Origin of the sequence: Prevotella sp. C561, assembly GCF_000224595.1 — a bacterium.
Lineage (GTDB): Bacteria > Bacteroidota > Bacteroidia > Bacteroidales > Bacteroidaceae > Prevotella > Prevotella jejuni.
Map to the genome: position 1 here is coordinate 167836 of NZ_JH114144.1, position 12772 is coordinate 180607.

Sequence of the window (12772 nt, forward strand, 5' to 3'; positions counted from 1 at the left end):
ATGTTATGTTTAGCGTTGGAGAATATGCCCTTCTTTATGCTTGAAGGGCATGTTCTCCTTTGTTGTTTATAACCATCTGAATTACTGTTAGTTGTAAGCTTGATTATAGTGTGTGTTTGGCTTGCTGTTTACTGACTCTTATTTGGATTATTGTAAAATAATTTCAAGCGTTCGATAGACGTTGTGTAATAATAAAAGAAATCGTATTATGGCATGGTAGGATAGGAGTACATCGGTACAGAAAAGTAGTTTTAGCGAGAATGTTGTGTATTAATTCACCTTTTCATTGGTTTTTTAGTTTATTATTACTATCTTTGTCAAATTGCAAAAATAACATAGAAAAATAAACAAAATAGGTATATGCCGATAGGTCTTATGGGAGATGAGAGAGACGGAATAGCGTAACGAAATGTACAAAAGACGGACTTCTCTTATTGAAAATAAAATCTTATCTTTGCAAAGAACATTTAGGAAAGAGATTAGAACATGATATCAATAGACGGACTGACGGTGGAATTTGGCGTGAAGCCATTGTTTAAGGATGTTTCATTCGTCATCAATGAGCGAGACAGGATAGCCTTAGTGGGTAAGAACGGAGCAGGAAAGTCAACCATGCTGAAGATACTCTGTGGGATGCAGAAGCCTACGAGCGGGTCCGTTTCTGTACCGAATGATACGACAATAGGCTACCTGCCGCAGGTGATGAAGCTTTCTGACGATACGACCGTGAAGGAGGAAACGCGCAAGGCCTTCGCTGACAAGACGAAGATGGAGGCCAAACTCAAGGAGATGGAGCAGGAGATGGCTGAGCGCACCGACTATGAGAGTGACGGATATGCCGAACTCGTTGAGCGCTTTACGACGGAGCATGAACGCTATATGATGATGGGAGGTGAGAATTATGAGGCTGAGATAGAGCGTACACTGACGGGTCTTGGTTTTACGAGAGACGATTTCGACCGTCCTACCCGTGAGTTCTCTGGTGGATGGCGTATGCGTATTGAGTTAGCAAAGATACTCCTCCGCCGTCCAGACGTACTCTTACTTGATGAGCCAACGAACCACCTTGACATTGAGTCAATCCAATGGTTGGAGCAATTCCTTGCCCAGAGTGCTAAGGCTGTAGTATTGGTTAGTCACGACCGAGCGTTTGTTAATAATGTAACAAACCGTACGCTGGAAATAACCTGTGGCCATGTGGAAGACTATCGGGTGAAGTATGACGAGTATCTTGTCCTTAGGAAAGAACGTCGCGAACAGCAGCTTCGTGCCTATGAGAACCAACAGAAGGAGATTGCCGACACTAAGGCGTTTATCGAACGGTTCCGTTATCAGGCCACGAAAGCCGTACAGGTGCAGCAACGCATCCGTCAGTTGGAGAAGATAGTACCCATAGAAGTGGACGAGGTGGATAATTCGGCTATGCGTCTGAAATTCCCTCCGTGTCTGAGAAGTGGTGACTATCCTGTCATTGCAGAGGGCTTGGGGAAGACTTATCCAAGTAGACTGCATAGTGACGGACCGGGGCAGACGGTCTTTGAGGGTGTCGACCTTATTATTAAAAGAGGTGAGAAAGTAGCCTTCGTCGGTAAGAACGGTGAGGGAAAGTCTACCTTCGTGAAGTGTATCATGGGTGAGATACCATTTGACGGTACGCTGAAGATAGGGCATAACGTGCAAATTGGTTATTTCGCACAGAACCAGGCACAACTGTTAGACGAGAACCTTACGATTTATGAAACTATCGATAGGGTGGCTACAGGAGACATGCGTCTGAGGATAAACGACCTCCTCGGTGCATTTATGTTTGGTGGAGAGACGTCAGAGAAGTATGTTAAAGTACTCTCAGGAGGTGAGCGTTCGCGCTTAGCGATGATTAAGTTATTGCTTGAACCAGTAAACCTTCTTATCCTTGATGAGCCTACCAACCATCTTGACATAGCCTCAAAGGAAGTGTTGAAGGAGGCTATTAAGGCCTTTGATGGTACGGCAATCATCGTGAGCCACGACCGTGAGTTCCTCGATGGACTGGTAAGTAAGGTCTATGAGTTCGGTGGTGGTAAGGTGAGAGAACATTTAGGTGGTATCTACGATTGGCTTAGAAGCTCCAGTGAGTCCCTCCAACTTGCTCGAAAGGGAGAGGGTACTGAGACAGTGTCGCTGTCATCTGATAATAGTAGAAATGCTGCTCCCCTCCCTTCGGAAGGGTCGGCTGAAACCTCAGGTGAGACCTTGTCATACGCTGAACGTAAGGAACTGCAGAAGAAGATACGTAAGGCGCAACGCGCAGTGGACGACTCGGAAGCTAAGATAGCGAAGCTGGAAGCACGCAAGAGCGAACTCGATGAGCTCCTTATGGCACCAGAGAATGCCTCGAATATGGAACTCGTTGCGGAATATACCAACCTTCAGCGTGAACTTGATGAGGAGAACGACCGATGGCTCATACTGTCGGAAGAGCTGGAGGGGATGAAGGAGTAGGGGACCTCCCCCAGCCCCTCCGAAGGAGGGGAGCCGCAAACCTGCCATGGCAGGATAGGTCGGCTACTTGTGATGGGAATGTTATCTTTTTAATAGTTTGTGGGTGTTCCTCACGATAGTTTGTGGATGAGAAATTTTCTATATTACTCTCTGATAGAGGGTTAAAGTTATATATTAACTATGATGAGCAGGCCTGTTTCCTGCACTCCCCTCCTTCGGAGGGGTTGGGGGAGGTCCCAAACTTGCTATGGCAGGATAGGTCGGCTACTTGTGATGGGAATGTTATCTTTTTAATAGTTTGTGGGTGTTCCTCACGATAGTTTGTGGATGCTCCTCACGATAGTTTGTGGATGAGAAGTATTCTATTTTACTCTCTGTTAGAAGATTAAAGTTATGTGTTAACTACGTTAAGCAGAGCTGTTTTCTGCACTCCCCTCCTTCGGAGGGGTTGGGGGAGGTCCCAAACCAGCTATGTCTGGATAGGTCGGCTACTTGTGATAGGGATGTTAACTTCACATTAGTTTGTGGGTGTTCCTCACGATAGTTAGTGGATGATAAGTATTCTATATTACTCTCTGTTAGAAGATTAAAGTTATGTGTTAACTACGTTAAGCAGAGCTGTTTTCTGCACTCCCCTCCTTCGGAGGGGTTGGGGGAGGTCCTAAATCAACTACGGTAAGCAGGGCTGTTTCCTGCACTCCCCTCCTCGGAGGGGTTGGGGAGGTCCTAAATCAACTACGGTAATCAGGCCTGTTTCCTGCACTCCCCTCCTTCGGAGGGGTTGGGGGAGGTTATTATTAATTAAATATATTACTATGCGTATTAAATCACTTTTACCAATGATGCTCCTTGCATCTGCGCCCTTCACTGCTATGGCACAGGGTCAGGCAGGTATCAAGGCAGAGAATCTCGACAAGTCGGTACGCCCGGCTGACGACTTCTTTACGTTTGCCACGGGTGGATGGCAGAAGCTTAACCCGCTACCAGGAGCCTTCTCACGCTTTGGTTCGTTCGACCAGTTGCAAGAGAACAACAACAAGCGTATCAACACGATCCTCACTGACTTGCTCAAGAAACAGGGTAAGGAAGGGTCAACAGAGAGAAAGTTAGGCGACTTCTATAAGCTCGCCATGGACTCAGTGCGCCGTAACAAGGAGGGCGTAAGTCCGGTTAAACCGCTACTCAACGAGATGGAAAGTGCAAAGAGTCTGGCCGACCTTCGTGCCCTGCAGTTGAAGTATGCAAGTTTCGGTTATGGTGTTCCAATGGGTTATTCCTTTGAGGCTGATGAGAAGAATGCGAAGATGAATATCCTTCTTATCTATCAGGACGGATTGAGCCTTGGACAGAAAGAGTACTATCTCGATAATGACAAGGCTACGGCAGACATCCGTAATGCCTTCCGCCAGTTTATCGCTAATATGTTCCGCCTCTATGGTTTCTCTGATACACAGGCTGCGGCTAAGCGTGATGCTGTGATGCGTTATGAGACAATGTTGGCTTTGATCTCAAAGAGCCGTACGGAGTTACGTGACGTTGAGGCCAACTATAATAAGATGACACTCGGTGAGTTTAAGGAGAAATATCCTAATATCCCACTCGAGCAGTTGGCTAATGCCGAAGGTATTAAGAGCGAGTATATTCAGACGATGGTAGTGTGTCAGCCTGCTTTCCTTGCTGGCGTTGATAAGCTAACGGCTACAGAGAGTGCAGAGGAACTGCGTGCACGTATGGAGTGGAGCGCTATCCTTGCTTCAGCTAACTATCTGAGTGATGATATACGGGCAGAGTATTTCAATTTCTTCAGTAAGACGATGCGTGGTACGAAGGAAGATTATCCTCGTTGGAAACGTGCTACACAGCAGGTGGAGAAGCAGATGGGTGAGGCGCTTGGCCGAATCTATTGTGAGCGTTACTTCCCAGCTACAAGTAAGAAACGTATGGAAGACCTCATCAAGAATCTTGAGGTGAGTCTTGCTGAGCGTATTAAGGCACAAGACTGGATGAGTGAGGCTACTAAGAAGGCTGCTCTTGAGAAGCTCTCAACCTTCTATGTGAAGGTGGGTTACCCTAATAAGTGGAAGGACTTGAGCCAACTTAAGATAGACCCAACAAAGTCTTATTATGAGAACGTGCAGAACTGTCAGTTGTTCTGGGCTGAGGATGCTATCAAAGAGAAGGCTGGTAAGCCTGTTGATAAGGATAAGTGGCTGATGACACCACAGACCGTTAATGCCTATTATAATCCTACGACGAATGAAATCTGCTTCCCTGCAGGTATTCTTCAATACCCATTCTTTGAGCCGAAGGCGGATGATGCCTTTAATTATGGAGCCATTGGTGTGGTGATAGGACATGAGATGACACACGGATTCGATGACCAAGGACGCCATTACGACAAGGATGGTAATATGACAGACTGGTGGACTGAAGAGGATGGAAAGAACTTCGAGGCTCGTACTGGTAAGTATGCTGATTTCTTCAGTGCTATTAAGGTGTTGCCAGACCTCAATGCTAACGGTAAGCTCACATTAGGTGAGAACCTTGCTGACCATGGTGGTCTTGAGGTGGCTTTCAATGCTTTCGAGAAGACACCAGAGGCTAAGAAGGGTAAGGTCATTATGGGCTTCACACCAGAACAGCGTTTCTTCATCGCTTATGCAGGCGTATGGGCAAACAATATCACTGAGGCTGAAATCCGTAGTCGAGTGAAGAGTGACCCACACTCTCTCGGCGAGTGGCGTGTCAATGGTGCTCTTCCTCATATTAATGCGTGGTATAAGGCCTTCGGTGTGAAGGAGGGTGATAAGCTCTTCATCCCTGAGAATGAACGCCTGAAGCTGTGGTAATGGTTGGTGATGGGTGTTGAATATTGGGTGATGGGTGATGACTGTTGGGTGTTGATGGCTTGACTCTCAGTTGATTATCACATCTGTCGTTCGATATTTCCCATACCAATAAATCTATAAAATAAAAGGTTTACGACTAATCATTCTTATCAGATATGATGTTGATAGGAATGGTTAGCGTGAGCCTTTTGTGTTTATTCTTATAGAGGAGGATATTGTTGCAGGAAAGAAAGGTGGGGTGTCTATTCGTATTCGTTGTTATACTTTTGTGTAGATAAGACTTGTGCAATCTCTTATTAATTACTATCTTTGTAGCTTATTTATAGTAGAGAAAAGTAGGGTTGTATGCTTATACGACCATTAAAGATAAAGGAAACAGGATATGCCATTGATATTACCTGACGGACTTCCCGCCATTGATATGCTGAAGCGTGAGAATATCAACATAGAAGATATGCTTGCTAAGGAGGACAATAAACGTCCGCTTCGCATTGTCATACTCAATCTTATGCCGTTCAAGGCTACGACGGAGACTGATTTCATACGTCTTCTTTCTAATAGTCCACTACTGTTAGATATCAGATTCATGAAACTCAAGAGTCATGTCTCCCGCCATACTCCAGCGGAACACATCGACCGATTCTATCATACATTAGAGGAGCTAAGCAAGGAGAAGATTGATGGGTTGATAGTCACTGGAGCACCTGTTGAAGACATACCTTTCGAGGAGGTGGATTATTGGAAAGAGCTACAAGAGATATTCAATTGGGCTCGTGAGAATGTGCGTTCAACGCTTTATATCTGTTGGGCAGCACAGGCAGGACTCTATCATTTCTATGATATCCCTAAGTATCCATTGCCGAAGAAGATGTTTGGTATCTTCCCTACGATTCCTCTAAAGCCCGAACTGCCTATCTTCCGTGGTTTTGATGATGTCTTCCGTATGCCTCAGAGTCGTCATACAGAGATAAGGCGTGAGGATATTGAACGAGTCGCCGACCTCGAGATCGTAGCTGAATCAGCAGAGAGTGGTGTGTCTATTGTTAGGTCATGTAGTAGGCGAGAGTTCTTTATCACCGGTCATTTAGAGTATGCCCCAGACACCCTCGATACGGAGTATCACCGTGACTTTGGTAAGCGAGACGATGTAGAGGTCCCGAAACATTATTATCGTGATGACAAGCCAACGAATGGTCCGCTTGTCACCTGGCGTGCACATGCCAATTTACTATTTGTGAATTGGGTGGCTTGGGTGGTGAATGATGGGTGTTAGGTGTTGATGTGTAGGGTGTTAGATGTTGAATGTTAGGTGTTGAGGATTAGGGTGTTAGGTGTTGAATGTTAGGTGTTGAAGAATAGTAATTTTGCTTAGCATCTTTGTTCACCATAAATAGACGACATTGGTTGTTAATACCTTCAATCACCTCATCAAGCTCTAAACACTTTATCAGCACCCAACAATAATCACCCATCACCCGATGCTCATCATCCTCTAAACACTTCATCAATACCCAACAATAAACATCTATCACCCAACGTCCATCCTGTTCTATACATTTCATCAACACCCAACAATTACCACCCAACACCCAACAATTACCACCCATCACCCAACAATATGCAATCATCAACACCCAACACCCATCACCCATCACCCATTACTATAGAGCTCCTTGCGCCAGCCAAGAATCTTGAATGTGGAATGGCAGCTATTGACCACGGAGCAGATGCCGTATATATCGGTGCTTCTCGATTTGGAGCACGTCAGTCTGCAGGTAATAGTGTGGAGGATATTGGTAAGCTATGCGAATATGCTCATCGCTATGGTGCCACGGTTCATGTGACCATCAATACGATTATCTATAATGATGAGTTCGACGATACAATGGCCTTGGTGCGTGAGTTGGTGGACGTAGGGGTAGACGCCTTCCTTCTACAGGATATGGGGCTGATGAGTAAGGTGAGGGAGATAGTACCCGATACGGTAGCACTCCACGCCAGTACACAATGTGATACACGTACATGGGAGAAGGCTCAATGGCTGAGTCAGCAGGGGTTTGATCGTGTTGTACTTGCTCGTGAATTGTCTGCTGAAGAGATAAGCGATATTCATAAGCGGTTGCCAAACCTTGAGTTGGAAGCCTTCGTACATGGAGCATTATGTGTAAGTTATAGTGGTGTATGTTATGTTTCCCAGTATAGTTTCGGTCGTTCAGCCAATCGTGGTGCCTGTGCACAGTTCTGTCGATTGGCGTTTGATTTGAAGGATTCAGACGGAAAGACCATCGAACACCAGCGTCATCTTCTTTCATTGAAGGATATGAGTCAGATTGATAACCTTGAAACGCTGATGCGTTCTGGGGCTTGTGCCTTTAAGATTGAGGGGCGATTGAAGGATATAAACTATGTGAAGAATGTTGTGTCAGCTTATAGTAAGCGCATTGATGAGATAATCAGTAAGCATCCTGATGAGTTCCGTCGTGCTTCGTTGGGACGTGTCCGTTATTCGTTTACGCCAGATTTGAAGAAGACATTCAACCGTGGTTACACCAATTACTTCCTCAAAGGCAGGCAGGCAGATATCTTCTCTCCTGATACACCAAAGGCATTGGGTGAGTTTGTTGGTAGGGTAAAAGAGATAAGACGAGACAGCTTTAACGTGTCCAGTACAGCAAACTTTGCGAATGGTGACGGACTCTGTTTCCTTTCACGTGACCCAGTCAATCAGTCTACACGGTTGGAGGGATTTCGTGTGAACCGTGCTGTGGGTAATCGACTCTATCCGTTTAAGATGCCAAAAGGTCTAAAAGCAGGGATGAGTTTGTATCGTAATCAAGACCAAGCCTTTGATAAGGAGTTGAGCGGTAAGACTGCTGAACGTAAGATTAAGATAAAGATGTGGTTTGGAACCTCACCTGAGACCTCCCACAACCGCTCCGAAGGAGGGGAGTGCCTAACGGATTGTCGTGGGACAATATGGGCAAAAGCAGAGGTGATAGGAAGTGCTACTCCAAAGCAAACATCTAACAAACGAATATCCAACGAACATCCCGTTAGGCTCTCTCCTCCCCTTGGAGGGGATGGGGGAGGTCTCCAACTTGCCCAAAAGCCTCAACGCGATAACATCATACGCCAGCTCACTAAGTTGGGCAATACGGTATATGAATGTTCAGAGGTTGAGATAGTTGACGAGGCTGATAAGTACTTTATTCCAAGCAGTATTCTTGCAGAACTTCGCCGTATGGTGGTAGAGGAACTTGATAAACAGATACTGAATAGGCAGCGTATGACGATTCATAGGAAATCGGTGGATAAGGTGTCTGACCATAAGCCACATATAACAGTGGTAAATCCTGCCCAGTATCAGCAAATGCCTTATCTGTATAACATCTCCAATGATGTTGCCCGTAAGTTCTATGAGCAGCAGGGACTGACCAAAGCTGAGCCTGCTTTTGAAATTCAATATCCTTCTGTAGACAATGGTTCAGAGTCAACAGGAAAGTCGTTTTCTATCAGGGGGGATAAAGACGCCGTCTCTCATCTCTTGATGCAGTGTCGTCATTGTATTCGTTATTCGCTCGGCTATTGTGTGAAACGAGGTGGAAAGAAACCCACATGGCGTGAACCACTCTTCCTCGAACTACCAGATAAGCGACGTTTCCGTTTAGAGTTTGATTGTAAGAACTGTCAGATGAATGTTCGAAACGCTACTTAAATGAAAAGTCATTATTCATTACTAATCATTATGATTATGGATAAAGTGAACCTGAAAAGAGAGCCCCGTGTTGACTTTTCTACGAGAGAAAAGGCAAGTAGTTATACCCTACAACGATATGGGCTAATGGGGGTATTCCTTCTCTTCTTGCTTAGCTTTTTGCTAACAGGTTGTTATCATAAGAAGACGCCATCCTCCTTTCGTTTGCCAGACAGTATTCAAGAGGCACAAATCTCCCGACGAATAGAGGCTGGGGGCGACTCTATTTTAAAGGAGAAAGATACTGATAACATTGAATGGAGTGGTACACGAAGTAGGGTAGACTCCTTGTCTTTTCGTGTGAAACATCACTATTCACAAGGGTTTAACTTTATTGTAACAGCTGATTCTCTGATGCTTCTTCGTCAACAACCAGAGGAGGCTGTCAACAAGATGGAGACAGATTCCTTTGCTGTGAAGAAAGGAAAGGAGGTCGTTGTGGCTGATATTCGTATTCTTCCTAATGATAAGCAGGATTCGGTATGGGTGCAGATAGCTACGGAGGACTATGCCTTTGGGTGGGTTCATGAGAACCGTCTCTTAAAGCAGGTAGACCCAGCTGACCCTATTTCCCAGTTTATCTCTACATTCTCAAACATCCACTTGCTTATCTTCTTGATTGTTATCTCCATTATGGGAGTTGGCTATCTGGCCCGTAAGATATTGAAGAAGAACGCACATATCGTACATTTCAATGATATTAGTTCGCTTTATCCTACGCTGTTAGCCGTTATTGTGGCACTATCCGCAGCCTTCTATGCCAGTATACAGCTCTTTGCGCCAGAGACGTGGCGTGAGTTCTATTTCCATCCTTCGCTTAATCCTTTCTCGCAGCCTCCCCTACTTAATATCTTCTTAGTATTGGTATGGGCCATGCTCATTATTGGTATCGCAACGATTGATGACGTCCGAAGATTATTGAAATCAGGCGAAACCCTACTTTATCTTTGTGGGTTAGGAGCTGTGTGTGCCGTCAATTATATCGTTTTCTCCGTGCTCACCTTATATTATATAGGTTATCCACTTCTCATAGTTTATATCTATTACGCCTTCCGTGTCTATTTACGTAAGAGTAGTGAAACTTATTATTGTGGCAACTGTGGTGTTCGTCTCCATCGAAAAGGAAGGTGTCCGCATTGTGGTGCAATCAATGAATAAAGATACTTTTTGGCCCTTTCTGAATTAAGGATTGCCAGACCTTACGAAGGTATGGGGCTTTTTATTTAAGGAGGAACAAACCTTTTACTTACAGAAAGGCGTTGTTGAATAGATATGGTAGATCCGTACAATAACTAAGAGAACGATTGTATTTATAAATACACCTGTTAGGTAATAACGAGGTAGGTAGGTAGATTTGTTTGTTCGTATTGCCTTTGTGTTTTTTGCACATGTGTAAATACGGATAGATGCCATTATCCCTCTCTGCGAAAGGTGTTGCTCCCAAGGTGTATTGAAGTAGAGGAATGACAGATGTTCACTTACCTTATTTATAGGCTTAATACAGAACTTTTTTTTATTTTAGTTTGCTGTCACTTTTAACATTTCACGTAACCTCACTGGGAACTAATTAGTTATGTGCCCGTAATAGATGACAGATATGACAGGAAAATCAAAATCTCTTTGACGTCAGTCTTTGTGTTTTAGTTCGTTCGGTAGTTTGTTTTCGGGATTTGACGTTCGTTATGTCCATTAATAAGTAATGTTCATGAGTAGCTGAACTGATTAGCCTTTCGGATTAAGTTTTTTTCATGCTTCGATGATAAAAATATCGATAAAATCCTTGGTTAATCAGTTGTAAAATAGTAACTTTGCACTCGTTTAGCAAAATTATACTCTTTAAAATAGTTGAATGAAGAATGACAAAATGAAAATGAAGTACCGCGTGAACGAACAGATTCGCGTTCGGGAAGTACGTGTGGTAAGTGATGATGGAGCAGAAGTTATGCCTACGCGAAAAGCGTTAGAGCTGGCTCATCAAGCAGGAGTTGACCTTGTGGAGATTTCTCCTAATGCCCAGCCACCGGTTTGTCGTATCATCGACTATTCTAAGTTCCTCTACCAGCAGAAGAAGCATCAGAAGGAGATGAAGCAGAAGCAGGTGAAGCAGGAGGTGAAGGAGATTCGCTTTGGACCACAAACAGATGAGCATGATTATAAGTTCAAGCTCAAGCACGCACAAGAGTTCCTCAATGCAGGTAACAAGGTACGTGCATACGTATTCTTCCGTGGTCGTTCCATCCTGTTTAAGGAACAAGGAGAGGTTTTGTTGTTGCGTTTTGCCAATGACCTTGAAGAGCTCGCAAAGGTGGAGCAACTCCCAAAACTTGAGGGCAAGAAGATGTTCCTCTATCTTGCACCTAAGAAGGCTGGCGTTGCAAAGAAGAGCCAACAGAAGCGTGACCGTGAGGAGGCTGAGGCTGGTGTAAAGGCTGCTGCAGAGAAGGTCGTTGAAGAGACTGCAACCGACGGCGGACTGTTTGCCAATGCCAAGAATGGTGCAGACGCTTTGAAGAAGTTGAATATTGACTAACGCTTGTTGAGCCAGCTCTTTTCTGAAAGGATAGGGTAGGGGCAAGATGAGCAACCCTGTGCGTAACGTCCTGGTATATACGTTGCCACAGATGAATATAAATAACAATTTTAAAATTTACAAAAATGCCAAAACAGAAGACAAATTCCGGCGCAAAGAAGAGATTCACGTTCACCGGTACTGGTAAGATCAAACGTCATCACGCTTACCACAGTCACATTCTGACTAAGAAGACAAAGAAACAGAAGAGAAATCTTGTTCACCAGACGCTCGTGGATGGTACAAACTTGAAGCAGGTACGCGACTTGCTCAATCTCCGTTAATTCATTAGTCAAACAAATTAAAAGGAAAGAAAAACTATGCCAAGATCAGTCAATCATGTTGCTTCAAAAGCAAAGAGAACAAGAATTCTGAAGCAGACTAAGGGTTACTATGGTGCCCGTAAAAATGTTTGGACGGTAGCAAAGAATACCTATGAGAAGGGTTTGACTTATGCTTATCGTGACCGCCGTAACAAGAAGCGTAACTTCCGCGCATTGTGGATTCAGCGTATCAACGCTGCTGCTCGTCTTTATGATATGAGCTACAGCCAGTTGATGGGTGCATTGCACAAGGCTGGTATCGAGATTAACCGTAAGGTGCTCGCTGACCTCGCTGTTAACAATCAGGAAGCTTTCAAGGCTATTGTTGACAAAGTAAAGTAAATTTAGTGTCGCTCACCTTCGTGTGAGTACTCATTATAACGGAACAGAGCTGTCATCCTTTCGGGTGGCAGCTTTTTTGGTTTATGGGGGCGGCCTCCCCCCCCGACCCCAGCTGGCTCCTCCCCGTTCCCCTCCCCCGAAGGGAAGGGGAGTGATCACCGAGATACCCCTATGAGGAAGAGGCCCCTCCCCCTTCCCCTCCCCAGAAGGGAGGGGCGTAATCACCGAGATACCCCTATGGCTAATCATCAACACCTAACAACTATCACCCAACACCCTTCTTTAGCAGTAACGCTCTGTGAACTCTGTATGCCGGAGGCGTTCTGTGGACTCGAAACTGTGCGCAAAAAGGCTCTGTTAACTCTGTGAGCTCTGTGAGAGAAAAACCTCCCCAGCGTGTTGTTTGTGTGTCATCTCATAGAGTGGGTGTGTTCTTTTTCTCACAGAAGAACAC

At 44.8% G+C, this 12772-nt stretch carries 9 protein-coding genes; 8 read left to right on the top strand and 1 reads right to left on the bottom strand.

Going from position 1 to position 12772, the window contains the following annotated elements; genetic code table 11:
• Nucleotides 1-486 precede the first annotated feature (486 nt).
• The 3 genes from HMPREF0666_RS07320 to metA all read left to right on the top strand — a co-directional run bounded on the left by HMPREF0666_RS07320 (nt 487) and on the right by metA (nt 6603).
• The gene (locus HMPREF0666_RS07320) at nt 487-2481 is read left to right on the top strand and encodes an ABC-F family ATP-binding cassette domain-containing protein (protein WP_009011751.1); all 1995 of its coding nucleotides are present in this window, start codon (nt 487-489) and stop codon (nt 2479-2481) included.
• Between the two features lie 815 nt (nt 2482-3296).
• A complete protein-coding gene (locus tag HMPREF0666_RS07325; protein ID WP_042856141.1) occupies nt 3297-5330 on the top strand; it encodes a M13 family metallopeptidase in 2034 nt (677 codons plus the stop codon).
• 382 nt (nt 5331-5712) lie between these two features.
• Nucleotides 5713-6603, top strand: coding sequence for a homoserine O-succinyltransferase (gene metA / locus HMPREF0666_RS07330; RefSeq protein ID WP_009011753.1), 891 nt, complete (start codon nt 5713-5715; stop codon nt 6601-6603).
• A 46-nt stretch (nt 6604-6649) separates the two neighbouring features.
• On the opposite strand, the gene HMPREF0666_RS07335 is transcribed toward metA, so the two are convergent.
• A complete protein-coding gene (locus HMPREF0666_RS07335; RefSeq protein WP_042856144.1) occupies nt 6650-6958 on the bottom strand; it encodes a hypothetical protein in 309 nt (102 codons plus the stop codon).
• Here HMPREF0666_RS07335 and HMPREF0666_RS07340 point away from each other — a divergent pair.
• The 5 genes from HMPREF0666_RS07340 (at nt 6949) to rplT (ending at nt 12318) form a co-directional block, all read left to right on the top strand.
• Nucleotides 6949-9045: a U32 family peptidase gene (locus HMPREF0666_RS07340; RefSeq protein ID WP_042856145.1), complete on the top strand. Its 2097-nt coding sequence runs from the start codon at nt 6949-6951 to the stop codon at nt 9043-9045. The two genes, HMPREF0666_RS07335 and HMPREF0666_RS07340, sit on opposite strands and share 10 nt — an antisense overlap.
• A gap of 126 nt (nt 9046-9171) precedes the next feature.
• Nucleotides 9172-10242, top strand: a complete 1071-nt coding sequence (locus HMPREF0666_RS07345; protein WP_042856147.1) for a zinc ribbon domain-containing protein — start codon at nt 9172-9174, stop codon at nt 10240-10242.
• A 691-nt stretch (nt 10243-10933) separates the two neighbouring features.
• Nucleotides 10934-11614, top strand: coding sequence for a translation initiation factor IF-3 (gene infC / locus HMPREF0666_RS07350; protein WP_009011757.1), 681 nt, complete (start codon nt 10934-10936; stop codon nt 11612-11614).
• Between the two features lie 125 nt (nt 11615-11739).
• Entirely contained in the window at nt 11740-11937 is a 198-nt protein-coding gene (rpmI, locus tag HMPREF0666_RS07355) for a 50S ribosomal protein L35 (RefSeq protein ID WP_004360280.1), read from the top strand.
• Between the two features lie 36 nt (nt 11938-11973).
• On the top strand, nt 11974-12318 hold the full coding sequence (rplT, locus tag HMPREF0666_RS07360; protein ID WP_004383393.1) for a 50S ribosomal protein L20: 345 nt from the start codon (nt 11974-11976) through the stop codon (nt 12316-12318).
• Nucleotides 12319-12772 lie beyond the last annotated feature (454 nt).